23 protein-coding genes are annotated in these 23,118 nt (G+C 68.0%); 16 read left to right on the plus strand and 7 right to left on the minus strand.

Going from position 1 to position 23,118, the window contains the following annotated elements; all coding sequences use genetic code 11:
• Positions 1-515: 515 nt before the first annotated feature.
• The 7 genes from ABZ004_RS07695 to ABZ004_RS07725 all read left to right on the plus strand — a co-directional run bounded on the left by ABZ004_RS07695 (position 516) and on the right by ABZ004_RS07725 (position 5,002).
• Entirely contained in the window at positions 516-908 is a 393-nt protein-coding gene (locus ABZ004_RS07695; protein WP_355678965.1) for a hypothetical protein, read from the plus strand.
• 207 nt (positions 909-1,115) lie between these two features.
• Entirely contained in the window at positions 1,116-1,802 is a 687-nt protein-coding gene (locus tag ABZ004_RS07700; protein ID WP_355678966.1) for an alpha/beta hydrolase, read from the plus strand.
• 43 nt (positions 1,803-1,845) lie between these two features.
• Positions 1,846-2,469 carry a class I SAM-dependent methyltransferase gene (locus ABZ004_RS07705; RefSeq protein WP_355678967.1) on the plus strand — a complete coding sequence of 208 codons (624 nt, stop codon included), beginning with the start codon at positions 1,846-1,848 and terminating at the stop codon, positions 2,467-2,469.
• 67 nt (positions 2,470-2,536) lie between these two features.
• A complete protein-coding gene (locus ABZ004_RS07710; RefSeq protein ID WP_355678968.1) occupies positions 2,537-3,010 on the plus strand; it encodes a carboxymuconolactone decarboxylase family protein in 474 nt (157 codons plus the stop codon).
• Between the two features lie 88 nt (positions 3,011-3,098).
• On the plus strand, positions 3,099-3,578 hold the full coding sequence (locus ABZ004_RS07715; protein ID WP_355678969.1) for a hypothetical protein: 480 nt from the start codon (positions 3,099-3,101) through the stop codon (positions 3,576-3,578).
• Between the two features lie 10 nt (positions 3,579-3,588).
• Positions 3,589-3,774 (plus strand): hypothetical protein, encoded by a 186-nt coding sequence (locus ABZ004_RS07720; RefSeq protein WP_355678970.1) that lies wholly within the window; start codon positions 3,589-3,591, stop codon positions 3,772-3,774.
• 565 nt (positions 3,775-4,339) lie between these two features.
• On the plus strand, positions 4,340-5,002 hold the full coding sequence (locus tag ABZ004_RS07725) for a VanZ family protein (protein ID WP_355678971.1): 663 nt from the start codon (positions 4,340-4,342) through the stop codon (positions 5,000-5,002).
• Positions 5,003-5,153: 151 nt separating this feature from the next.
• Here ABZ004_RS07725 and ABZ004_RS07730 read toward each other — a convergent pair whose 3' ends face one another.
• Complete coding sequence (locus ABZ004_RS07730; protein WP_355678972.1) at positions 5,154-5,765, minus strand: pentapeptide repeat-containing protein; 612 nt, start codon at positions 5,763-5,765, stop codon at positions 5,154-5,156.
• A 433-nt stretch (positions 5,766-6,198) separates the two neighbouring features.
• Here ABZ004_RS07730 and ABZ004_RS07735 point away from each other — a divergent pair, with 433 nt between their 5' ends.
• The 3 genes from ABZ004_RS07735 to ABZ004_RS07745 all read left to right on the plus strand — a co-directional run bounded on the left by ABZ004_RS07735 (position 6,199) and on the right by ABZ004_RS07745 (position 9,279).
• Positions 6,199-7,104 carry an NAD-dependent epimerase/dehydratase family protein gene (locus tag ABZ004_RS07735; RefSeq protein ID WP_355678973.1) on the plus strand — a complete coding sequence of 302 codons (906 nt, stop codon included), beginning with the start codon at positions 6,199-6,201 and terminating at the stop codon, positions 7,102-7,104.
• Between the two features lie 8 nt (positions 7,105-7,112).
• Positions 7,113-7,874, plus strand: a complete 762-nt coding sequence (locus ABZ004_RS07740) for a protein phosphatase 2C domain-containing protein (protein ID WP_355678974.1) — start codon at positions 7,113-7,115, stop codon at positions 7,872-7,874.
• A gap of 454 nt (positions 7,875-8,328) precedes the next feature.
• Positions 8,329-9,279: a DUF4328 domain-containing protein gene (locus tag ABZ004_RS07745; protein ID WP_355678975.1), complete on the plus strand. Its 951-nt coding sequence runs from the start codon at positions 8,329-8,331 to the stop codon at positions 9,277-9,279.
• On the opposite strand, the gene ABZ004_RS07750 is transcribed toward ABZ004_RS07745, so the two are convergent.
• Together ABZ004_RS07750 and ABZ004_RS07755 are read right to left on the minus strand one after the other, a co-directional pair.
• On the minus strand, positions 9,271-10,824 hold the full coding sequence (locus ABZ004_RS07750; RefSeq protein ID WP_355678976.1) for a glycerol-3-phosphate dehydrogenase/oxidase: 1,554 nt from the start codon (positions 10,822-10,824) through the stop codon (positions 9,271-9,273). The genes ABZ004_RS07745 and ABZ004_RS07750 overlap by 9 nt on opposite strands.
• Entirely contained in the window at positions 10,821-11,462 is a 642-nt protein-coding gene (locus ABZ004_RS07755; protein ID WP_355678995.1) for a TetR/AcrR family transcriptional regulator, read from the minus strand. Before ABZ004_RS07755 ends, ABZ004_RS07750 begins: the two co-directional genes overlap by 4 nt.
• 117 nt (positions 11,463-11,579) lie before the next feature.
• Between ABZ004_RS07755 and ABZ004_RS07760 the strand changes: the two genes are divergently transcribed.
• The gene (locus ABZ004_RS07760) at positions 11,580-13,172 is read left to right on the plus strand and encodes an FAD-binding oxidoreductase (protein WP_355678977.1); all 1,593 of its coding nucleotides are present in this window, start codon (positions 11,580-11,582) and stop codon (positions 13,170-13,172) included.
• Between the two features lie 19 nt (positions 13,173-13,191).
• Here ABZ004_RS07760 and ABZ004_RS07765 read toward each other — a convergent pair whose 3' ends face one another.
• The gene (locus tag ABZ004_RS07765; protein WP_355678978.1) at positions 13,192-15,423 is read right to left on the minus strand and encodes a PQQ-binding-like beta-propeller repeat protein; all 2,232 of its coding nucleotides are present in this window, start codon (positions 15,421-15,423) and stop codon (positions 13,192-13,194) included.
• 198 nt (positions 15,424-15,621) lie between these two features.
• On the opposite strand from ABZ004_RS07765, the gene ABZ004_RS07770 reads away from it, so the two are divergent.
• The 3 genes from ABZ004_RS07770 to ABZ004_RS07780 all read left to right on the plus strand — a co-directional run bounded on the left by ABZ004_RS07770 (position 15,622) and on the right by ABZ004_RS07780 (position 17,833).
• Positions 15,622-16,341: an SDR family oxidoreductase gene (locus tag ABZ004_RS07770; RefSeq protein ID WP_355678979.1), complete on the plus strand. Its 720-nt coding sequence runs from the start codon at positions 15,622-15,624 to the stop codon at positions 16,339-16,341.
• The gene (locus ABZ004_RS07775) at positions 16,338-17,372 is read left to right on the plus strand and encodes an S-adenosylmethionine:tRNA ribosyltransferase-isomerase (RefSeq protein ID WP_355678980.1); all 1,035 of its coding nucleotides are present in this window, start codon (positions 16,338-16,340) and stop codon (positions 17,370-17,372) included. The genes ABZ004_RS07770 and ABZ004_RS07775 overlap by 4 nt, the downstream gene beginning before the upstream one ends.
• Before the next feature lie 77 nt (positions 17,373-17,449).
• Positions 17,450-17,833: a hypothetical protein gene (locus tag ABZ004_RS07780; protein ID WP_355678981.1), complete on the plus strand. Its 384-nt coding sequence runs from the start codon at positions 17,450-17,452 to the stop codon at positions 17,831-17,833.
• 236 nt (positions 17,834-18,069) lie between these two features.
• Here the strand turns inward: ABZ004_RS07780 and ABZ004_RS07785 are convergent, their stop codons facing one another.
• From ABZ004_RS07785 to ABZ004_RS07795, 3 genes are all read right to left on the minus strand, one after another.
• A complete protein-coding gene (locus ABZ004_RS07785) occupies positions 18,070-18,858 on the minus strand; it encodes a sugar phosphate isomerase/epimerase family protein (protein WP_355678982.1) in 789 nt (262 codons plus the stop codon).
• Positions 18,855-20,819 (minus strand): DUF4328 domain-containing protein, encoded by a 1,965-nt coding sequence (locus tag ABZ004_RS07790; protein ID WP_355678983.1) that lies wholly within the window; start codon positions 20,817-20,819, stop codon positions 18,855-18,857. Before ABZ004_RS07790 ends, ABZ004_RS07785 begins: the two co-directional genes overlap by 4 nt.
• A gap of 255 nt (positions 20,820-21,074) precedes the next feature.
• Positions 21,075-21,872 carry a DUF4328 domain-containing protein gene (locus ABZ004_RS07795; RefSeq protein WP_355678984.1) on the minus strand — a complete coding sequence of 266 codons (798 nt, stop codon included), beginning with the start codon at positions 21,870-21,872 and terminating at the stop codon, positions 21,075-21,077.
• 229 nt (positions 21,873-22,101) lie between these two features.
• On the opposite strand from ABZ004_RS07795, the gene ABZ004_RS07800 reads away from it, so the two are divergent.
• Complete coding sequence (locus tag ABZ004_RS07800; RefSeq protein WP_355678985.1) at positions 22,102-22,599, plus strand: methylated-DNA--[protein]-cysteine S-methyltransferase; 498 nt, start codon at positions 22,102-22,104, stop codon at positions 22,597-22,599.
• A gap of 64 nt (positions 22,600-22,663) precedes the next feature.
• On the plus strand, positions 22,664-23,074 hold the full coding sequence (locus ABZ004_RS07805) for a hypothetical protein (protein WP_355678986.1): 411 nt from the start codon (positions 22,664-22,666) through the stop codon (positions 23,072-23,074).
• The last annotated feature ends 44 nt before the right edge of the window (positions 23,075-23,118 follow it).

The raw sequence follows: 23,118 nt of genomic DNA on the forward strand, positions 1-23,118 counted from the left end.
GGCTGTCTGTGCCGTGGTGTCGAAGCTGGCAAATGACCTTCTGCGACACGGCAGGATCACGGATTCCCGGGCGGAGTTGGCAGCGTTCTCACGACTGCCATGCCCGCCAAATTGGCCACCGGGCAAGGCTTCCCGCGATCAGGAAGCTCCCAGCAGCATCGCCTTGCTGCATACCTGCGCAGCACGCGACGACACGTCCATACCTACCGTGTCAGCGCGTGCCCCGCCGGCCGGGTAGGTCGCGATGCACCCGACCCCAGACGCCATCCGCCATGAGTAAGCCTCTCCAACGAAAATTCAACGAATCGGCCCGCAAACGCCAGCCGTCCATTCACAACGATCCTAGCCGCTCGTACGGCATCTACCGGTCCTGTACGGCGAGGGCAACCCCCTCCGCAAGGCAGGGATAAGGGTCTCGGGTCCCCTCGTCTCCACTCGGAGTTGACCGCGCATGGGGCTTCGGCTTTCAGGCGAGTACTGGGGTTGTCGGCGATGAGGGCTCATATCCTGGCGGTGTGGTTGTGCAATGGATGATGTCGGACGCGTGGGTCTTCTCGTCTATCGACGGAACGGGGCCGGATGACGGCTGTTCACTCGCTCAGGTCATCGCGAAGGCGGACGCCGTCAACCATGCCATCCTCACCGAGGAAGAGTTCAGCCAAGCCGTGGGCCGCCTGGTAGCCGCGGGTCTCATCGGCGCTCAGGCCGAGGCCGACCGGTACTGGCGTACCGACGCCGGACGGGTGCTGTATCGACAGCGGATGAAGGAACGTGGTCTCTTCGGCTGGATCGATGCGATACCACCGGCGTTGCGCCGGCTCGGCGAGCCCCAGGACAAGGCGTGGTCACTGCCGCCCGGCGCCTTCGAACTCGCGATCGAGAAATACCGTCGCGAGGCGCACACCTAGGGCGAATTTGGTGGTTCTGCGTAGGCCCATGGCCGTAGCCTCCGGGGGTGGGATCGGCATCGCTCGACTGATTTGGCCCTGGGGGTGGGGTTGGATGGGTGGGTGGATGAGCAGATCAGGGTGGGCGGGCGCATCCTTCGGTTTTGCCTGTACGGGTCCGTGGGCGGCGTACCGGTGATTGAGTTTTATGGGACTCCGAGTACGCGGATGCGGCGGCCTGATCAGGTTGCGGCGATGGAGCACAGCGGCGTACGGGTTCTGATGGCCGACCGTCCTGGGTATGGCGGTTCGACGCGGCTGCCGGGGCGGACCGTTGCCGATGTCGTGGGGGATGTCGAGGCGCTCGCGGACAGTCAGGGGTGGGAGAGGTTCGCGGTGACGGGTGGTTCGGGTGGTGGTCCGCATGCGTTGGCGTGCGCGGCGTTACTTCCGCATCGTGTCACCCGGTGTGCTGTGCTTTCGGGGGTTCGGCCGCAGATCGCGACGCTGCCTCCGGAGGAAGCACTGAGGGGACAGTTGGCACAGCTGGGCGCTGACATCCTTGGCCAGGTTGAAGCAGGCGGCCCTGCGTATCCGGGAGCGCCGGCTGGCACCCCTGGTTGGGAGGACCCAGCTACCCGGGAGCGGTTGGTCGCTACGTTCGCTGACAGTCTTGACGGCTGGTACGACGACCAGCTTGCTTTTGCCCAGCCGTGGGGCTTCTCGCCAGAGAGCATCAGTGTCCCGGTCGGCATCTGGTACGGCACAGCCGACGAGCACGTACCGGAGAGCGACGCACAGTGGCTCCTCGAAAACATCCCCACCGCTGAGGGCCACCAGTACGCCGGCGGTCACCTACCCACCAGCGCCACCTTGATCGACATCCACAAATGGGTCAGCTCACCAACCAGCTAGTGCCTGTGCGGACTGTCGGTGGGGGTCGTTAGCGTGCGCGCGTATGGGTGCTGATGAGTGGTTGGTAGATACGCGGGATTCGTACGACACCGTGGCCGGGAGTTATGCCGAGGTGGTGCGGGGGTTGTTGGGGCGGACGCCGTTCGAGCGGGGGATGCTGGACGGGTTCGCGGGGATGGTGGACGGGGTGGTTGCGGACGTGGGGTGTGGGTCGGGGCGGGTGACCGGGTATCTGCGGGGGCTGGGGGTCGATGCGTTCGGGATCGATCTGTCGCCGGGGATGGTGGCGGTGGCTCGGCGGGAGTGGCCGGGGGTGCGGTTCGAGGTGGGGTCTATGACCGCGCTCGACATCGCGGACGAAGCGCTCGGTGGGTTGGTGGCTTGGTACTCGCTGATTCATATCCCTGATGACGAGATCAGGAGGGTGCTGACGGAGTTTCGGCGGGTACTGCGAGGTGGGTGCCCGTTGCTGATCGGGTTTCACGTGGGTGACGAGGTTGCGGTGAAGACGGAGGGGTACGGCGGGCATCCGATGAAGGTGTCCGTGTATCGCCGGCAACCGGAGCAGATCGCTGGCTGGCTTGGGGATGCAGGGTTCACCGTCGAGGCCCAGCTGACGCTCGAGTCGGCGGAGAGCAAGGCCGGTGGGGTGTTGTTCGCGCGGTGACCTCACACTTTGGCGAGGGGTTTCGTCGGTGGGGTGTAGACATCGACGAACAAGAGGAGTTCGCATCATGGATGCGCGTTTGAACGTTTTCGCAGACCCGGGCGCCGCCAAGGCCATGAAGTACCTGACCTCTGCCGGTCGGTTGGCTGGCGAATCGACGTTGCCTCTCGCCACGCAGGAGTTGGTGCGGCTTCGCGCCAGTCAGATCAACGGGTGCGGCTTCTGCACCGACATGCACACCAAGGATGCGGCAGCGGCCGGCGAGACTGCTCAGCGGTTGCATCTGGTGGCGACCTGGCGGGAGGCCACGGTCTTCACCGAGGCTGAGCGTGCGGCCTTGGAGCTGGCCGAGCAGGGCACCCGGATCGCTGACGCTGCGGGCGGAGTCACGGACGAGGCCTGGGCGAACGCGGCCAAGCACTACGACGAGGAGCAGCTCGCCGCGCTGGTGTCGGTGATCGCGATCATCAACGCCTACAACCGGATCAACGTGATCGTTCAGCAGCCCGCCGGCGACTACCAGCCGGGCCAATTCGGCTGACCCGGCAGCCCGGCCGCCCCGATCGATTGCAGAACCGGGGCGGCCGGGCCATTCTTTGCTTACACCGCGCAAAATCCCAGGGGGGGACATGCCGGAGAAGGCACTCGAGATCGCTTATGACGCGGCGAAACTGACGCTGTCCCAGCAGGACGGGACGATCAGCAATGTCCGCAATCGCGCGACGACGTTGTTCACCGCTGCTTCCCTGGCGGTGACATTCACGGCCGGCGTCGGCCTGATCAGCAGTGCGGACAAGAGCCCGCGGCACTATCCGGCCTGGGCGGCGTACGGCCTGCTCGCCGTACTCAGCCTGATGGCCACGACCATGATGGTCGTGCACTGGCCGGTGAAAAGTTTTCACTACGGCCCGAGTGCGACGGTGATCCTGAAGCTGCGCCTGGACGGCAAGGACGAGGACGAGATCCGGCTGGCCGTCACCGAGGCGATGATCGTCGGTGGTGTCGAGAACCGGGCCGGGATCAAACGGCTGCAGAAGTCGTTGCGGGTGATCGTCGGCCTGCTGTGGATCGAGATTCTCATCATTCTGATCGCGATACTGACGACCTGAGGGGGACGCCATGACCGAGCAATGGGGCAACTACCACCCACCTGGCCAGAACGAGCCTTTCCAGCACACCGACGATCCCGCGCTGGAAGACTGGCCGGACATCGGCGAGGAAGCCGACCCGGACATCGAGCAGCCCGCCGAACCGGACGACACCGACAATCCCGAGCCCGAAGACGACCCGGCCCACGACGGCTGATTCACGCGTCGGTCGGAGCAGTTTCCCGTACTGCGCGTAGGCGCGCCCGGCACTGCTGGTCGAACCTCACCCCACGAACCCAGCGGGCGTCACGCAGCTCCATCGGCCGCTCGACGGCCTTCACCGACGCCGTGGCGCGACGTCTCTGTGCACCAACTGTGTACCTCGGCGCCGCAGAAACGCTCACCTCGTGCACCAAGACATCCGTACGCCGTGCGCCGGGCGCTCGGTAGGAGGCTGGGTTACTCGTCGCCCTCTGCCCTGCCGGTGTAGCCGTCTGGGTCGGTGCGGAGATGGGTCGCGACGGCGTACCGGTGTACGGGGGAGTTTGTTGCCTTGGGCATCAAGATTGTTGCTGGAGGCATCTTGTTGGCGTGACGGTTCGGGTACGGATTGTCACGGTTTGTTTGCGGGTGCGTGCAGATGTCCGGACTGACCTAGCGGGCGATGGAGGCGACGGCAGATCGTCTGTTGAGGAAGCGACATCGGGCGATCGATGACGACGGGTCGACGCGGGGTCCTAGCGGGCTGCGCGTCGGCCGTCGACGACGGAGGATCCGGACACGTGCTCGAGACCTATCGTGGAATCCCCCATCTGCTGGACACCTGGCTCGTCCTGACTGCGATGACGCTGCCGGTTGCCCTCTCGTCGGCCAGGCGCCCGGACGGGGTGGTGCCGCGGCTGGCGTCCTTGCTGATGCCGGCGTCGTTCGCCTTGATCCTGGCGGCGACGCTGAGCCCGACGGCGCATCGGTTGAGCGATGCCGGCGTCTGCGGTACGCATCTGACGACGACCGGTGGGCTCACCTCGTTGCAGGGGTTGCTGAACGTGTTCCTGTTCATCCCCGCGGCCGGGATGCTGACGCTGGCGAGTGGGCGGCCGGCTGACGGGATCGCGGCCGGGATCGGGTTGTCGGCGGCGGTCGAGGCGGTCCAGGCGCTGATCCCGCCGCTGGGACGGTCGTGTCAGCTGCACGACCTGATCGCGAACACGCTGGGCGCCTTCGCCGGGGTCGGGCTGGCGGCGGTCGTTCAGTTGGTGATCCGTACGCGGATAGCCACCAGCCCGGCGTACGTCGTGGAGCACGGAGCGATCCTCGTCTCCCGAGGCCCAGCCCGCCACCGCCGAACCGAACTGGTCCCCCGCTCGACACCTTCAATCCGAGCAGTCCCCCGCCCGCTGACCGCCAAAGCAACCCGCCTACGCCCGCTAACCCGCCTCCGCTGACAACCAGCCCTCACTCATCCGCCACAACTCACAAGCGCCGAGTGCGGGGATTTTGAACGGTGGGGGGCCGGCTGGGGATGTTCGCATAGTTTTCCACAGGGTGTGGATGGATCGGGGGATGACGGGGCAAGGGGGTGGAGATATCCACAGGTCAGGGGTGGACTTCTAGGCCTAAGGAGGTGGTGATGACGATTGCCTGGGGGAGGTCGACGATGGTGCCTTTGAGGTCGACGGTGAGCGGGTCGAGGGTGGAGAGGTCGGAGCCGCGGAGGTCGCAGCCGGAGAAGTCGGCTCGTTGCATCGACGCGCCGGAGAGGTCGAGATTCCGTAGTACGGACTTTGCTGCCCGCAGGCCGGTCAGGTCCGCTTCGCGCAGTTTCGCGCCGGACAGCTCGGCTCCGCGCAGGTCAGCGCCGGGGAGACCGACGAAGGACCAGTCGCCGCCGATCACCTTCATCAGGCTGTAGGTGCAGTCGTCGAACCAGCTCCCCATCAGCTTGCAGCGGGTGAACGTGGTGTCGAAGAAGGAGCAGCGTACGAATGTGCAGTTCACGAATGCCGCGTCGGTATGAGTGGAAGCGTTGAACTTCACTCCGCGGAAGGTGCACTCGTCGAATACCCCGCCGACGTTGTTGATCTCGGTCAGATCTGAGTCGATGAACAGCACCCGGCTGTAGGTCTGCCCGGACGGGTCGGCGTCGTCCCAGTCGCGGATCGTCGACTCGGTCGCCGGCGCCTGACGCCCGTTCTTGCGGTCTGCCACAGCGTTGCCTCTCGTTCACAAAACAGAAGGGAAGGAAACAACCCTCGCTCCGCTCGGGGGTGGGGTCCAGGGAGGGGAACAATCCCTCGCTCCGTGGGGTGGGTGAAGGGAAGGCACACAACTCCTCACCTCCGGGGGGTGGGTGAAGAGCCCCTCGCCCCGGGGTGGGTGGAGGGACGGGGAATTCCTCGCTCCGGCGGTGGGTGATGGAGTGAGCAACTCCTCGCTCGGGGGTAGGTGGAGTGGGTGGAGAGACTCGGGGTGGGTGGAGGGAACCGGGGTGGGTGGAGATACGGAAAACAACCCCTCGCTCCGGGGTGGGTGAAGGAAATTGAACAACAGCTCGCTTCGGGGTGGTTGGTGTTCCTGCATTGTGACGACCTCGACGGACAATTTTCAGGCGATTGCCGAATGCGGGAGGCAGGATTGAGGGGTGACCGGATCAGAACGGGTGATGGTTTTCGGCGCCGGCGGGTTCCTCGGGAGCCGGATCTGTGCGCTGCTGGCCGAGCGCGGGATCGAGCATCGAGGGTTCTCCAGGAGCAGTGGTGATCCGCACCGGCAGCTCGACCTGACCGAGGCTCATCACTACGCGCTCGATACCCAGCTCGGGATGTACAAGCCGACCGTGATCGTCAACGCGGCCGCCGCGACCCAGGGCGACATCGCGGCCCTGACCAGGGGAAACGTGGTCGCGGTGCACGCGCTGCTCGAGTCGGTGCGGCACTACGCGACCAACGCCCGGTTCATCCAGATCGGCTCGGCGGCGGAGTACGGCGGGGCGCCGCGTGGGACGAGCCAGGACGAGAACGCGGACCTCCGGCCGGGCGCGGCGTACGGGATCACCAAGTTGGCAGGTTCGGAGCTCGTACTCCGGGCGCAGCGCAACGGGGCTGACGCGGTGGTACTGCGTTCGTTCAACATCAGCGGACCTGGTTCACCGGCTAGCACGTTGCTCGGCCGGGTCGTACGGCAGCTGGGGACGACCGAGACGCTGCAGCTCGGGTCGCTCGACGCGTGGCGGGACTACGTCGACGTACGGGATGTCGCTGACGCCGTGGTGGCTGTGGCGACGGCGGAGGACAGGCTGCCGGCCGTACTCAATGTGGGGTCCGGGCGGGCCGCGCTGGCCCGTGATGTGGTCAGTCGGTTGGTCGAGTTGAGTGGGACGTCGGCCAAGGTGGTCGAGGGGGACGCGCATGCCGGGCACGCTGGATCGAGCGCGGTGGACGTCCCGTGGCAGCAGGCTGACACCACGCTCATCCAGAAACACCTGGGGTGGTCGCCGGCGATCGCTCTCGACCAGTCACTGAAGGACACCTGGGCGTCTCGGGGTTGAATGGCGGGGTGGAGATTCGGGCGGTTTGTGAGGCGGCGCCGGATCGGTTGCCGGGGTCGGCCAACGAGGATCTGCTGCTGACCGGGGCGGACTTCGTGGTGGTGCTGGACGGGGCCACGGCGCCGGCCGGATTCGATTCGGGGTGCCGGCATGACGTGCGCTGGCTGGTCGAGCGGTTGGGTGGGCAGCTGGTGCTGCCGTTGCTGCGGCGATCGACAGCGCCGTTGGCGGATCTGCTGGCGGACGCGATCGCGGCGGTGTGCGCGGAACATGCCGATACCTGCGACCTGGCGAATCCGGACAGCCCGTCGACGACGGTGTCGATGCTGCGGGTCGGGGCGGATGAGGTCGAGCACCTGGTGCTGGCTGATTCGCCGATCGTGCTGCGGTCGCCGGCCGGTCAGGTGACGGTGCTGGCGGACAACCGGGTCGACCTGCTGCCGGAGTACACGTTCGAGTCCGTTCGGCGGTTGCGGAACCAGCCGGGTGGGTTCTGGGTGGCTAGTACGGCACCTAAGGCGGCGTACGAAGCAGTTGCCGGTACTACGGAACGCGCGGTGGTCGAGGTCGCTGCGGTGCTGACCGATGGCGCTTCTCGGTTTGCTGAGCGGTATGGGTACAGCTGGGAGGAGCTGGTGGATGTGCTGGCGGGGGTCGGGCCGCGGGGGTTGGTTGAGCGGGTACGCCGGCTGGATGCGGCGGCTGATGTGGGGAGCTTTCGGGGGAAGCGGCACGACGATGCGACTGCTGTGCTCTGCCGGTTGGGCTGATCGAATCTGCAGCTATTGCCCTGTGGACAACGGTAGAACGCTCCCATCCCTGCGCTAACTTGTTCAGCAAGGGGACTGGGGAGGGTGGGGAAGCATGTCTGAAAACCAAGTGCCGCCGATCGGCCTGCCCTCGCCATACCCAGAACGTCCTCAGGATTCACCCGTGCACTCGCATCCTCCCGCAGGACAGCCGGCTCACTATCCGGGTGCCGCAGCCGGACCGCCGGGGCCGTATGCAGGAGTTCCTGGAGGGTATCCGGGGCAGTTGATGCCGCAGGCGGGAGTTGCTGGGGTTTATCCGCCGGGCCAAGCAGTGCCGTATGCCGGGTTGCCGATGCCTTATGCGGGTCGTCCTGGGCAGGTAGGGCAGTTTGCTCCGCCGGCGTATGCGGGGGTGCCCTATGGGCCTCGGTATCGGCCGTTGCGGGCGTTGGCTTGGGTGACCATCAGCCTGATGGGGCTGACGGCGCTGCTCGCCGTGATCCAGTCGGTGCTGCTCTGGCAGGCGCACGCGGGGATCAAGCGGGTCATTTATCTGCAGGTTTCCGACGACGAGATCACCCGCGGGGTCGAGCGGATCACCCGGACCGGGCCGCTGATGGATCTGGCCGGCTACCTCTTCCTCGGCACCGGGATCGCATTCATCATCTGGCTCTACCGCGCCCGGGAGAACACCGAGATCTTCAAGCCGCGGTTCGCCGGCAGCTACCAAGGCGGTTACAACTCCGGCAGCGGCGCGCACCGGCACGCGAAAGGCTGGGCCGTCGGCGGCTGGTTCTGCCCGATCGTCCAGTTCTGGTATCCGCTCCAGGTCGTCCAGGACGTCGTCTCCGCGAGCGAACCGTCGAGCGAGCCGGGTGCCGCGAAGTCCGGCGGGATCAAGGCGTTGCTGTCTGCCTGGTGGGCGTCCTGGACAGTGTTCTGGGTGCTCCTCACCGTCGGCGGCAGTTTCGCGGGCATCAGCTTCATCGTCTGGATGGTCCGGCTCGTCGACGCCGCGGAAGCCGCGGACAACGGTGGGTCCGTCGACATCTACGACCTGCAGACCTTCATGATCCGGGTAGCGCTCGGCGTCGACATCGGCTTCACCGTCGCCGCGGTTGCTCTGATCGTCGCCGCCGTCACCATCGCCGTCCTGATGCTCCGCGTCGGCAGCTGGCAACAAGCAACCGCCGACGCGCTCATCCCCCAGCCGGCCCAGGCATCCTCACCTCTCGGACGCCCGCAAACGGCCAGCTATCCCCCGCCAGGCCCGCAAGACTCCGTCCTCCCCGAACCACCGCAGTACGCCCCTCGTCAACTACCCGGCTTTACCACCCAGCCACCCCCGAAGACATTCCCTTCCTACAGCTCCCCGCAGCAGCCCGACGATCTCAAGCCCCGGCCGCCTACAGCGTCAGTTTGATTGGGCGTTGATCTGGAGGGCGGCTTCGGCTGCCGGGAGGGCCAGGGCTCGGTCTGTGGCAGACAGCCCTAGGCGGGTACGGCGGTCGAGCAGGTCGTCCGCGGTCAGGGCGCCTTCGTGCTGTACTGCGAAGCGGAGTTCGGCATGGGTGGTGGCGAGGCCGGGGGCGACCGGCTCCAGGAGGGCAGGGTCACCGGCGATGACGTCGGGAGCCTCGATGCCGTAGCGGTGGACGAAGCGGGACGGGGCGCGGACAGCGGCCAGGCGAACTCGGTCCGCGGCGCCGACGAGGGGGATCCGGTGGGTCAGGCAAGGGCGGCGAGCTTCCAAGGAGGACTTGGCCAGGCCGGTGTCCAGCGCGTCCTGGGCCATTCGCCGGTACGTCGTGAGTTTGCCGCCCACGATCGTGACGAGCCCGTCCTGGCCGGTGATCACCGCGTGCCGCCGCGAGATGTCCGCGGTCTTGTCCTCGCCCCGGTGGTGCCCCAGGTCGAGCAACGGCCGCAAACCGGCGTACGTGCCGAGCAGGTCCGCCCTCGTCAGCGGCACCTGGACGGCCGAGCTGATCGTGTTCAGCAGGAAGTCGATCTCCGCGTCCGTCGCCACCGGTACGTCGCTCACCGGGCCGGGCGCCTCCTCGTCGGTCAGCCCGACGTAGACCCGTCCGTCCGGCGCGGGGATCGCCATCACCACCCGGCGCAGCTCGCCGGGCACCGGCACGGTCAGCACCGCCGACAACCCGCCGAAGGCCGACTGCGGCAGCACCAGGTGCGCTCCCCTGCTCGGCCGGAGTTTGATGCCGGAGGCAACTTGGTCCGCCCAGATCCCGGTCGCGTTGATCACCAGCGACGCGGCCACGTCGATCCGCCGCCCGGTCAACTGGTCCACCACCACCGCACCGCTACCGGTGACCTCGGCAGCGGCGCACCGGGTCAGCACGCGAGCGCCGTACTGCGCCGCGGTGCGCGCGATCGCGACCACCAGCCGCGCGTCGTCGTACAGCTGCCCGTCCCAGGTCAGGAAGCCGCCGCGCAATCCGTCCGGTCGCAGCGTCGGTGCATAGCGTAGGATCTCGGCGGAGCCGACCCGGCGTGAATGCGGCAGGTAGTCGTCGCTCGTATGCGCGAACGTCCGCAGCACGTCCCCACCGAGGAAAGCACCGCGCAGCATTGCCGCCTGCATGAACCTTGCCTGCGGCAACCAAGGCGCGACCTGCGGCACCGGATGCACCAGATGCGGCGCGGTCGTCTTCATCAGGATGCCGCGCTCGACCGCGCTCTCGTAGGCGATCCCGACATGGCCGGACGCCAGATACCGCAGCCCGCCATGGACGAGCTTCGAACTCCACCGACTCGTCCCGAACGCCAGATCGTGTTTCTCCACCAGGACGACGGACAACCCGCGGGCCGCCGCGTCGAGGGCAACGCCGACCCCGGTCACGCCACCGCCGATGACCAGCACGTCGACCCGGCCGGTGGTGTCCAGCCAGTCGAGGTCGCGGGTCCGCCGGGCCGCGTTCAGGCTGGCGTTGCCGACCGCGATCATGGCACCAGATACCGGGTGAGCATGGTTCGCAGTTCCTCGTCGAGCTTCGGGTACTCCGCCGCGGAAGCGAGCACCGGACCCGACACCGCCGACGCCAGCGAGACCAGGATGATCTGCCGGGACAGCCAGTCGGGATCGCCGGACCGGATCGAACCGTCCTCCTGACCGGCCCGGATGCCGGCCTCGACCAGCGCGAGGTGGGCGACCGTACTGCTCCCGCGCCGCTCGAGCAGGTACGGCGTGAGGAACTCGGGGTCGAGCTCGATGATCTTGCGCATCAACGGGTGGGTCCGGGTCTTGGCGACCACCTCGACGACCCCTTCGACCAGCCGCGACCGCCCGTCCACCGCGTCGGGCTGGAACGCCGACACCAGCGCCGTCGTCCACTCGCGCGTCATCAGGGCGGCGACGACGGCCTGCACGTTCGGCCAGCGCCGGTACAGCGTCGCGCGGGAGACCTCCGCATGCCGGGCGATGTCGGCCATCGTCATCCGCCGCATGCCGATCGCCAGCAACAGCTCGTACGCCGCGTCGAGGATCCGCTCCTCGCCGATCGCGTTCGCGGGCGTGGGCCGGGTCGAGCCGGTGGACTCCGCGGCGCTGGATCCACTGTCGGTGTCGCTGATACGCTGAGACATCACGCGTCAGAGTGTATCAGCGACTCTGACGTCCGGGAACAGTCTCGCGGGAGCCGGAATCAGGGGTCCCGTTCCCGCGAGACGCTACCTCCCGAGCCGAGCGATGGGGAGTGCACGATGACCGAGTCCGACCTGCCGGTGGCGCAACTCACGCCCGGACGCTGGGGCGATCCTGCCCATCCGGTCGCCCTTCCGCCCGCCGCTCTGGAAGCCCTCAAACACTTGGGCGTACGCCGCCCTGCCGAGCCCGCCGCTCCTGTAGACCGCCCAGGTCTCAGCAACGAGGCACTCCAACTCCTGGAGAAGCTCCTCGGCGCCGAGCACCTGAAGACAGACCTGGAAACCCGCTGGGGTCACACCCGTGGCTACTCGACTCCGGACCTCCTGCGGCATCGCGCAGGCGACACCACCGACATGCCGGCCGCAGTGGTCTACCCGGCTTCCCACGACGAAGTACAGGCCCTTCTCACGACCTGCTCCGAGCAGCACCTCGCAGTAGTCCCCTATGCAGGCGGTACGTCGGTTGTCGGCGGCCTTGCACCACAAGGGACAGCCTTCATCGCTGTCGATCTGCGGAGGCTCGAGCGGTTGGTAGAGCTGGACGAGATCTCCCGTACGGCGACGCTCGAGGCCGGCGTTCGCGGTACGGCGGCAGAAGCCCTACTCGCCGAGCGCGGCTACACCCTCGGGCACTTCCCGCAGTCCTACGAAGGCGCCAGCATCGGCGGTTACGCGGCCACCCGATCGAGCGGCCAGTCATCGGCCGGCTACGGGCGCTTCGACCAGATGGTGGTCGGCCTGACGATGGCGACGCCGCGCGGCACGATCGAGCTCGGCAAGGCGCCGATGTCCGCAGCCGGGCCGGACCTGCGCCAGCTCGTGCTCGGCTCCGAAGGCACGCTCGGCATCATCACCAGCGTCGTCGTGCGGATCCGTCCCCGTCCGGTCGAGCGCTCCTTCGAGGGCTGGCGCTTCGGGTCCTTCGACGAAGGGCTCGTCGCGATTCGCCGGCTCGCGCAGGACGGGCCGCTGCCGACCGTACTGCGGTTGTCCGACGAAGCCGAGACCGCGATCAACCTCGCCGATCCGGATGTGCTCGCCGGTGGGTCGGGCGGCGTACAGGCGATCGTGGGTTTCGAGGGCGAGCGCACCGGCGTACGGCGTACTGAGGTGGCGGCGGTGCTCACGGCAGCCGGGGGTGAGGAGATGGGTGAGGGACCGGGTGAGACGTGGCGAGAAGGGCGCTATCGCGCGCCGTACCTGCGGGACCCGTTGCTCGACGAAGGCGCGTTGGTGGAGACGCTGGAGACCGCCGGATTCTGGTCGGCGCTCCCCCAGCTCAAGGCCCAGGTAACCGAGGCGTTGGTGACTGCGCTGACCGAACAGGGCACGCCGCCGATCGTGCTCTGCCACGTCTCGCACGTCTACGAGACCGGCGCCTCGCTCTACTTCACCGTGATCTGCGCGCAGACCGACGACCCGATCGCCCAATGGCGCAAGGCGAAAACGGCCGCCAACGCGGCGATCTCCGCCGCGGGCGGGACCATCACCCATCACCACGGCGTCGGCACCGACCACCGCAGCGCGTACGCCGAGGAGGTGGGCCCGCTGGCCATCGAGGCCCTTCAGGCGGTCAAGCACGTCCTCGATCCGAACGGGATTCTCAACCCCGGCATCCTCATCCCGCCGGACCTCGACCCCGCATCCTGATCGCCGGTCGCAGCCGGGGTCAGCGGAGGGCGAGGACGGACTCGTGGCCTGCTGCCAGCAGTTGGTTGCCGATGGCGTGGATGCCGCCGCGGCAGAGAACCTCGGCCGGCAACGTGACCTGGCGGTAGCCCGTCTCGTCGATCACGTCCAGCAGGCAGTGATCCGCCGCCTCCAGGTCCGGGACCATCGCCACGCGGCCGTCGGTCGTGACCGCGAACTGCGGACCGATCTTGACCGGGCCGGTTCGCTGCCAGACGACACCTCCGGTCTCGGCCTTGAGCACTGTCACCACCGTCTGGGTGTTCTTGGCCGCGACCGTAGGACAGTCCAGCAACACCAGTTGGTCTCCGACCGCCGTCACCTTGGTGCCACAGGCCCAGGCAGACGGCACTTGCCATCGCCACTTCACCGCGCCGGTCCGCGGTTCCACGCCGACCAGGGTTCCGCGCATCTCGTCCTCGGCGCGCCCGTCCCGTTCGGTTCCCACGAGCAGACCGCCGACCGTCATCGGTCGCTGACCGAACCAGCTGTCCGGGCGGCTCCAGAGCTTCTTGCCGGTCTTCAGATCCAGGGCAGTCGTCTCGTTGTCCTTATGGCACTGCCCCCAGAGGAAGGCCAGCGCGGTATCGGCCGTCGCCGCGGCGTCGATCGTCGTGCACTGGCCGGGTTTGAAGGTCCACCGGCTGGTGCCGTCGACATCCACGCCGTGAAGCTTGTCCGAACCCTTGCCGACCCGCTCGCCGGTCAGCGCCGGGTCGGCCGACTTCAGGTCGTGGTCCCGGGTGCCACGCGGCCATGTCTCCTTCCGCTTCCCGGTGGCGGCGTCCAGCACCAGGTAGCCGACACCATCGAAGTTGGCGATCAGCAATTGCCCGTCAGCTGTCGCGGCCAGCTCGGGTCGTCCGTCGGAGTCGGATCGCGAGTAGCGCCAGCGTTGCTTGCCGGTCGCCGGATCCAGCATCACGACGGTTCCCAGCCCGCTCGCCAGGGCGATGCCGTGTCTGGTGCTGACGGCGCCGCCGAGAGCGTCGGCGCTGTAGGAGATCCCCTGGCTGGTCCAGGCGACGCCGCCGGTCAGTTCCGGCCGGGCAGGTTCGCCGGCCGGGACGTCGGACCCGGTCAGATGTTCGTTGGCACTCAGCAGATAGGCATGATGGATCGGCTCACCGACGAACACCAGCGCAGCGAAGATGACGGCCACCGTTGTCGACGCGGCGAGCAACTGTCCCCGATTGAAGGCCGGTCGGGGATGGCGGGCGATCGGCCAGGACGAGGCCAGCGAGGCGATGCCGGCCACCAGCAGCAGGACTGCGGAGATCATCAGCAGGGGGACCCGGTCACCGGGACCCGTCGACGGCGTCTTGGCCGGGGTCAGCACCCAGGTGACGATCAGTCCGGCCAGCGCGACCGCCACGACGGTGCCGCTGACGAGTTTGGCCATCCGGCCGACTCTCGATGCAAAGCGGGCCAGCAGCGGAACTGTGCACAGCTCCAGCACACAAAGCACGCTGGGAAACCACACCGAGTCCGAAGTGCTGGGAGACCGCCAGGAGTAGTGAGCTGCTCCGTAAGCCGCCAGGGCAGCTAGGAACGGACTGAACACCGCCGCCGCGATCAAGGCTGCTCGCTGCCAGCCTCGCCATGGCGCCGGGATCTCACTGTCCAGCACAGCCAGTTCCCTGGTCAGATTGGCCCGTGCCGCCGAGTCGAACCGCTCACGGCCGAGCTGGGTCCGGTAAAGGGGTCCGTCGAGAAGCCCTCGCACAACGGCGAGCCGCTGCTTGATCGCCGTACTCCGATCGTCGGCGTCGCGACGGAGCTCGGAGGCGTGCGTGGCGTAGTTCGGCGCTGCGTACGTCGCGTTGACGGCGTCGAGCAGGACCTCGGCATTCGCGTCCGCGGCGTCCGGGCTCGCCGAGCCGGTCAGCCGGACCAGCCGGGCGACCTCGGTCACTCGGGCACCGCTCACGCCGTACGCCGGGAGGCTCTCCTCGGCGAGCTCGGCCGACGCCTCGGCGTCCTCGGCGGGTTGGCCGCCCGGCGCGTGGACGGCTCGGTGGAACCACACCGCGAGCCGTACGGCGACGGGGTCGGTGCTGAGCTGCTCCAGCGAGTCCAGCGCGGCCAGAGCCTCCTCGAGGTACTGGTCCCGGTAGGCCCGCCGGTCGGACGCCGTGTAGCGACCGGCGAGATCGACCACCAATGCCGCGGCGTCGGGGATCGGGTCGTTCCAGCGGTCGCGAAGGGGCATGGGGAGAAGGCTATTCGGTGGGTCGGGTCGAGCAGACCGGGTCGGCAACTCTCGGAGTACGAGGTCTGCTGGTCCTGATCTCTGTTGTACTGAAGGACCGGGGGTTCGCACGGGCGGGTGCGGACCTCCGGCTCCACCGCGAAGGATCAGCACGAGGGTCTTGACCTCAAGTCCGCTTGAGGTTGGAGAGTCGTGGGCATGACTCCTCCTTCTTCGACCCGACCTGTTGCTCTGATCACCGGCGCCTCCGCCGGACTGGGACTGGCGCTCGCCCATGGGCTCGCCGACCGTGGCTGGGCGTTGATCATCGATGCCCGCGGCGCGGACGCCCTGAAAGATGCGGCCGACGCACTGGCCGACCGGACCGACGTGGTCCCGCTGGCCGGTGACGTGACCGATGCCGAACACCGGGCCGACCTGGTCGACGCCGTCGGCGAGCTCGGCCGGCTCGACCTGCTGGTGAACAACGCCAGCTACCTCGGCACCAGCCCGCTGCGCCCGCTCGACGCGACGGACCTCGACGACCTTCGCCGGGTCTACGAGGTCGACGTCGTCGCGCCGATCGCCCTCACCCAGGCACTGATCCCGGACCTCACGGCCGCGGCCGGCATCGTCGTCAACATCAGCTCCGACGCCGCAGTCGAGGGCTACGAGGGCTGGGGTGGCTACGGATCCGCCAAGGCTGCCCTTGATCATGCGAGCCGGGTGCTCGCCGCGGAACATCAAGAGCTCGCCGTGTACGCCGTGGATCCGGGTGATCTCCGGACGGCGATGCACCAGGCCGCCTTCCCCGGTGAGGACATCTCGGACCGGCCCGAGCCGGCGACCGTCGTACCGGCGTTCCTGCGGTTGCTCGATGCGCGGCCGACCAGTGGGCGCTACCGCGCGGCCGAGTTCGAACCGGCGGTGACTTCGTGACAGTCCATCCACAGACCAGATTCACCTTGCCCGACGCGCTGAACGCGGCCGAGCCGCCCGAGGCGCGTGGGTTGGCAAGGGATCAGGTGAAGCTGCTGGTCGCGGAGGGGTCGGCCATCACGCACACGCGGTTCGACCGGCTGGGAGATCACCTGCGGCCCGGCGATCTGTTGCTGGTGAACACTTCCGGCACCTTGCCGGCTGCCGTCGACGGCAGCTGGATCACCGGCTCCGGTGTTGCTCCGGTGGTCGTGCATTTCTCCACGGCGCTCGACGACGGTACGTGGGTGGTCGAGCTGCGGAACGGCGATTTGCCCTTGTTCGGTGGGGGTTCCGGCGACCGGGTGGAGCTGCCCGAGGGCGTGCTCACACTGCTGGCGCCGTACCAGCCTGACCAGAATCGCTTGTGGCGGGCGCAACCGCCGGTGGCCGATGTCGTCTCCTACCTGCGCCGGCACGGGCGGCCGATCTCGTACAAGTACGTCGGGCAGCGTTGGCCGCTCGCGCTCTACCAGACCGTGTTCGCGCGCGAACCGGGGAGCGCTGAGATGCCCAGTGCGGCAAGGCCGTTCAGCTTCGAACTGGTGAGCCAGCTGGCCGCGTCCGGCGTACTGATCGCTCCGATCCTCCTGCACTGTGGGGTTTCCTCGCAGGAGAGCCACGAACCGCCGCTGCCTGAGCGGTACGACGTACCGGAGCACACCGCTCGTCTGGTCAACTGGGTCAAGGCGAACGGCGGCCGGGTGATCGCTGTCGGTACGACGGCCGTCAGGGCGATCGAGTCTGCTGCTCGCGCGGACGGCTCGGTAGCGGCCGCCGGTGGCTGGACCGACCTCGTCATGGGACCTGACCATCCGGCGCGGGTGGTCGACGGACTCGTCACCGGAATGCACGCGCCGGAGGCATCCCACCTGCTGCTGCTCGAGTCCGTGGTCGGTGGCGAGGTCGTGCAGCGCGCGTACGACGCCGCTCTCGAGCGGAACTACCTCTGGCACGAGTTCGGCGATGTGTCCCTGCTGCTACCCGAGTGACCTGTTGATGTCAGCCGGCTCCGGTCGGCCGGCGCCCCGCCTACCTTCGGAGACTCCGACCGAGGTGGGGATCAACCATGTCGAAGAGATTCAACCCGCCGCCGAACTGGCCGCCACCGCCGTCGCCGAAGTGGCGGCCGGGACCCGATTGGCGACCGGACCCGCGCTGGGGACCGCCGCCGCCCGGCTGGCCGCTGTGGACAGAGGTCAATCCGTTCGCCCGCGGCTTCCCGATCGCGCTCGTGACGGTAGCGGCGATCACGGTGGCGGCGTACGTCCGCTTCGACGGCACCGAGGTGGCTGCCGCCTACTGCGCCGCGGGGGTAATGCTGGCGGCGCCCGCGACCGGCTTGCTCGGCAAGATCTGCAGCTTCCGGTGGGAGTGGTGGTACTACGTGATCACCGCGGTGATCATCACTCCTGTCGCAGGTGAGTGGCTTCTGATGCGCCAGGGCTACTGACCTCTGGCTCGTCCGGCTCCGGCGGCGGTGCTTCGAGAGGTCGGTCTGCTGCCGGGCGTTCGTTGCCCGGGCGGGCGCGCTTGTCGATCGCGCGAGGTGGCATCGCGAGTCCTTACCTTTTCGGTCCCCCGTCGGGACGTCACTTGGTCTGACGACACATCGGTACCCGATGTCATGCACCCACCCGGGACTGATTCCGAATTGTGGCCTAGGCCAAATACTTCAACCCTGAATAGTCAACGCAGCAAGGAGTTTCCGCTGATCCAGGCCCTAGTGGCCGGCAGGGCCTCGTCGAGTGGGGGCAGGTGTGGGTGCCACTTGAGTTCCCATTCGAGGGACAGCCAGTACGGCGTACCGTCGAGGGCTTCGAGGAGCTCGGCGATCGGGAAGTCGCCGGTGCCGATCGCGACCGGGCGGTAGTTCTGGGTCGAGTCGCTGTCCTTGATCTGGACGAAGTCGATCCACGGGCGGAGCAGGTCGAGGGATCGGGCCGGGATCTCGCCGTGGCTCCAGGTATGGGCGCTGTCCCAGATCACCTTGGCGTTGTGCCCGGGTGCCTCGGCATCGAGCAACCGGCACAACGCGGCCATCCTGCTGCCGGCCGAATGCGAGTCGTGGGTCTCCAGGAAGACGTGCACGTCCTTCGGTGCGGAGTGAACCCGATCGAGGGCCCGGAGCTCACCGGGGGTCGGGCCGTCCGGCGTACCGGTCGGGGCTTCGTCGCCGGGGAAGACGCGGACGCCGCGGGCGCCGAGGTCGGCGGCGAGTTCGAGGTGTGCTTCGAGTGGCTGGTCCTCGACCGCGCAGAGGTTGACGTAGCTGCAGATCGCGAGGATCTCCAGGCCGGCGTCCTCGATCCGGGAGCGCAGCGTACGACGCTCGGTCGCGCTCAGCCCGATGTTCGTGAACTCGTCGTCCGCGGCCCGGAGCTCGAGGCCGCCGATCTCATTGGCCTTGGCGAGCTCCAGGACGTGATCCAGCGGCGCACCCGCACAACCGAGGGTGGAGAAGGCGAGACCGGTCATACCCAACGGCGACGGGGGACGGTGCGAGGAGCGGTGCTGTCGGAGTCGTCCGCGGCCGGTGGCTCGGCCGGCTCATACGAGTACGGCGTCGGCGTCTGGTACTCGGTAGCGGGCTGTTCCGGGGTGTAAGTGCTGTACTCCGGAGCGGTGTACGACTCGGGGGTGTAGTTCGGGCTGTAGGACTCGTAGTTCTCGGTGCCGTAGTCCGTGTAGGAGCTCTGCGTGTAGGTGGAGTCGTACGACGAGGTGTAGCTGTCGTAGGTCGGCTCCGCGGTCGTCGGCGTGCTGTACGACTCATAGGTCGAGTAGCTCGTCTCCGGAGCGGTGTAGCTGGTCTCCGGCGTCGAGTAGTCGTACGACGTGGCCGAGTAGTCCGTGCTGTACGAGGTCGACTCGTACGACGCCGCCGGGGCCTCGTACGCCGGGTAGCTCGTCTCCGGCGTGTAAGCGGGCTCCGGGGTGTAGGCGGGCTCCGGGGTGTAGGAGAGCGACTCCGGCGAGTACGACGGCTCCGGCCCGTACGACGGGACGGTCGGCAGCGGCTTCGACGGGGTCAGGTAGTCGTCGTCCTGGCCGTACCCGATGGTCGAGGGGCTGTCCACCGCCACCCGAGCGGCCCGGCGACCGGCGCGCGCAACAGGCTCGGGCGCGGGCTCCGGCTCGGGTGCGGGGATCAGGTCCGACGCCGGGAAGTAGTCGGACGTCTCGTAGGAGTACGGCTCGGAGTACGAGCTGGACCAGGACGGCTCGCTGGTCTCGTACGACGTCGAGGTGTACGAGGTGTCGACCAGGGAGAGCGAGGGCGGTGCGACCGACTCGGCCTGCCAGCTCGGCAGCGGCGCGGACAGCAGGTCGCTGTTGGTCGGCTCCGAGTAGGAGCTGGCCCAGCTCGGGCTCTCCACACCGGCGGCGGTCGGCTGGAACGACGGGGTGGCTTCCTCGACCGGGCTGGTCAGCGTGCCGGTGTCGTCACCCCAGGACTCGACCGGGCGGTAGTTCGGGTTCGCCGGAGCGGGGTCCTGCCAGTTCGCCGCGACCGGGGCGAACGGGCTCCACTTCGGGGCCTCTTCGGCGCCGCCGCCGGCCATCTGCAGGGCCGGCTCGGGCTGCCGCTCCAGCCGCAGCGCGGGCGCCGGTGCGACCGCGATCGGCTCGCTGATGGCCATCTGCTCGGAGGTGTCGTCATCGGCGTACGTCGGGACGGCGGCCAGCTTCGGCGCGCTCTGGTCCCACCACGGCACCCACGGACGGCTGGCCTGCATCGCGTTGATCTTGCGGATCACGAAGGTGGCGGCGGCCGCTGAGACCACGGTCAGCATCAGCGACGCCGTACCGGCCAGCGCGATCCCGCGCAGCGAGCCGACGGTGGCGTCCATCCACATCAGCACCCGGCGGATCACCACGTCGAACACGAGAGCGCCGACCCAGGCGTACCACCACACCTTGGTGAGGAGGGGCTTCCTGAGCCGGCGCAGGTCGTCGGCGTACACGGGGGTCTTCGGATCGCTGGCGACCCAGATGTCGTCCACGATCTGCTTGGGATAGAAGAAGTTCGGTCCGGGCGTGAACCAGCTGGCCAGCACCCACCCGTGACTGCGGCGATGGTCCGCCTGGCAGAGCACCTCGGAGTTCACCCGGGCCCGCCAGAGCCAGATCACGAACAGGACCGCGGCGGCGACGGAGACGAGGACGTTCGGGTACGCGATGATCTTGGCGATCGAGTCGGCGCGGTTGAGATCCGCGTCGTCGACGTTCGGACCGCCACCGAGGTAGGTGTGCACCACGCCGTAGGTGTTCCAGTCGGACCAGGTGGAGAGCAGGTGCGTCAGCGTCGACGCACCGAGCAGCCCGATCGCGATCTTGCCGACCTTGTCGACCGGCTGGAACTCTTCAGCGGCGTGCGGTTGCCACACTTCTGGCTCTTCGGCAGCGGACAGCACTGCTGGTTGCGGGTGGCTCACGTCTTGCGTCCCTCGCGTTGCTGGAACTCCGTCTGTTCGGCGTTTCGATCGAATCCTGCCCCCGCGTGACCGAGCCACATTGATACCACGAAGTAAGTACCCGTGTGGAGTCGGTGTCAGCACGGAGGGTATCGACTTAACGAGTTCTTTTCGTACGCCCATCACCACTTGTAACGAACGATTCAACGGTCCGTGACGGTTTGCTTTCCAGGGCAGCTTTCCGGGCAGGCTTCGGCTTCCCGATCCGGTCCGGCCTCAACGGCCCGGCCCGGCGTACGGCGGCGGCGCCTGATCGGCCGCCCACCAAGGCGTCCACGGGCGCCGGATCTGCAGCTCGTTGACCCGGTTGATCAGCACCATCACGAGCACCGCCGCCGCGGTCGTGGCGACCGCGGAGACGCTGGACAGCAGCGCGTTCGTCCGCAGCTCGCCGAGCGCCGGTACGCCGTCCAGCGAGCTCCGCTGCGCGACGTTGCCGAGCACCAGCCCGACCACCCAGGTGATCCACCAGGCCCAGACCAGCCGGGTGCCCGGGATGCTGCGCAGGCTCGGCGTCTGCGGTGAGGTCCTCGGGTCGCTGGCCGCGACGATGTCGTCGACCAGCCACTTCGGATACCAGAGGTTCACCACCGGACAGATCCAGCTGCCGAGCACCCAGCCCCTGGTCAGCCGGTGCTCGCCGCGGCAGAACATCTCCGCGTTCCAGCGGACCCGCCAGAGCCAGACGATGAACACCACAGCAGCCGCGAGCAGGGCCAAGGCGGAGAAGATCCCGGACGAGCCGGAGATCAGGTCGGCCTGCGCCAGCTTCCCGTCGTCGTCGGGGTAGGCCCGCACAGCGTCGTACGAGTGCCAGTCGGCCCAGGCCGAGGTCCAGCTCGCCACGGTGTCGATGCCGATCAGGATCGACGCCCCGAGTCCCATCGCCTGCTCGGAGGTGAACCATCGGTCCATCGGCGGCGGCTGCGGACGCCGGGTCGCGCCCGAGGGCGTGCGATCGGAGTACGCCGGTACGCCGTACGGGTTCGGCTCGTACGCCGACGGACCGGTCACGTGTACCCCTCGTCGCCAGGCCGCCCTCGGGAGGCGGGGGAATCACAAATAGCACAACTCGGTGTAATCGTTCCAGAACCATCCGTGTCGGTGGCGCGCCACTTCACTCCTGCACTGATTCTGCCCCGCCCCACCGCCCCGGTCCGGGTCAACAGTCCCCGCTCGGAGGGCGCCGAAAACTGTCGGTGCCGGGAGGCAGAATCGAGGCTGTTGAGGCAAGGAGACTGTTGTGGCAGAAGGACGCTCCATCCGCTGGTCCGTGATCGATTCGCCCATCGGCAACCTGTCCCTGGCGGTCGACGACGTCGGGTTGTGCCGGCTGCGGATGGGGACCGCCGAGATCGAGCCGGGCATCGTCCGCGACCCGGTGCTGCTGCGCGCCCAGGAGGAGCTCAAGGCGTACTTCGCGGGCGAGCTGACCGAGTTCTCCGTCCCGCTCTCCGTGCCGGGCGGGTCCGAATTCGAGCGCGCCGTCTGGCAGCAGCTCCGCCGGATCCCGTACGGCGAGATGCAGACCTACGGCGAGGTCGCCAAGATCGTCGGTGACGCGGGTGCGGCCCGCGCGGTCGGGGTGGCCTGCAACCACAACCCGATCGCGGTCATCGTGCCCTGTCACCGGGTCGTCGGCGCCGGCGGCAAGATGGTCGGTTTCGGCGGCGGAATCCCCCGTAAACGCCACCTCCTCGAGCTCGAGGCCCGGGTCAGCTTCGAGACGCTCTGGGGCTGAGTGGCCGGCGCGGCATCAAACCCTCGTTTCAGCTTGCTCCCTGAGAGGTCTAGCATCACGACCGGTGACATCGGTACTACGCACCGCCCCGACCGCTCCGACCCCTGCCCCGGAGACGAACGTGACCCAGACACCGTCCAGCTCATCGCCCAACCCCGACCTGAGCGATCTGATGGACAAGAGCGCCGAGGAATGGTCCGCCCCGGAGATCCAGAACGCCGCCCGTTCGGCCCTGCAGCTGCATGCGCCCGACCGGGAGCCGTTGACCTGGATCAAGCGGTTCGGCGTACTGCCCTGGCTGCACCGCAACGACGCCGTCTGCCGCGAATGCGGCGGGACCTATCCGTGCATCACCCATCGCTACGCGACGCAACTGCTGTCCGCCGGCCGCATCACCACCACGCGGACCCCGTCGGACAGCGAGGACGAGGCCCACGAGGTCCTCGACCGCAGCGGTCCGGAGAACAACAACTGATCGTCAACACCGACTGACCGTGCCGACGACGAAGGCCGCGATCC

This window comes from Kribbella sp. NPDC006257 (genome assembly GCF_040613535.1).
Lineage (GTDB): Bacteria > Actinomycetota > Actinomycetes > Propionibacteriales > Kribbellaceae > Kribbella.

What these genes read in the sequence shown, in the direction of transcription:
- ABZ004_RS07700 (WP_355678966.1), top strand. Translation starts at nt 1,116, where the DNA reads ATGCGGCGGCCTGATCAGGTTGCGGCGATGGAGCACAGCGGCGTACGG.
- ABZ004_RS07705 (WP_355678967.1), top strand. Translation starts at nt 1,846, where the DNA reads ATGGGTGCTGATGAGTGGTTGGTAGATACGCGGGATTCGTACGACACC.
- ABZ004_RS07710 (WP_355678968.1), top strand. Translation starts at nt 2,537, where the DNA reads ATGGATGCGCGTTTGAACGTTTTCGCAGACCCGGGCGCCGCCAAGGCC.
- ABZ004_RS07715 (WP_355678969.1), top strand. Translation starts at nt 3,099, where the DNA reads ATGCCGGAGAAGGCACTCGAGATCGCTTATGACGCGGCGAAACTGACG.
- ABZ004_RS07720 (WP_355678970.1), top strand. Translation starts at nt 3,589, where the DNA reads ATGACCGAGCAATGGGGCAACTACCACCCACCTGGCCAGAACGAGCCT.
- ABZ004_RS07745 (WP_355678975.1), top strand. Translation starts at nt 8,329, where the DNA reads ATGGGGCTGACGGCGCTGCTCGCCGTGATCCAGTCGGTGCTGCTCTGG.
- ABZ004_RS07750 (WP_355678976.1), bottom strand. Translation starts at nt 10,824, where the DNA reads ATGATCGCGGTCGGCAACGCCAGCCTGAACGCGGCCCGGCGGACCCGC.
- ABZ004_RS07755 (WP_355678995.1), bottom strand. Translation starts at nt 11,462, where the DNA reads ATGTCTCAGCGTATCAGCGACACCGACAGTGGATCCAGCGCCGCGGAG.
- ABZ004_RS07760 (WP_355678977.1), top strand. Translation starts at nt 11,580, where the DNA reads ATGACCGAGTCCGACCTGCCGGTGGCGCAACTCACGCCCGGACGCTGG.
- ABZ004_RS07765 (WP_355678978.1), bottom strand. Translation starts at nt 15,423, where the DNA reads ATGCCCCTTCGCGACCGCTGGAACGACCCGATCCCCGACGCCGCGGCA.
- ABZ004_RS07770 (WP_355678979.1), top strand. Translation starts at nt 15,622, where the DNA reads ATGACTCCTCCTTCTTCGACCCGACCTGTTGCTCTGATCACCGGCGCC.
- ABZ004_RS07780 (WP_355678981.1), top strand. Translation starts at nt 17,450, where the DNA reads ATGTCGAAGAGATTCAACCCGCCGCCGAACTGGCCGCCACCGCCGTCG.
- ABZ004_RS07785 (WP_355678982.1), bottom strand. Translation starts at nt 18,858, where the DNA reads ATGACCGGTCTCGCCTTCTCCACCCTCGGTTGTGCGGGTGCGCCGCTG.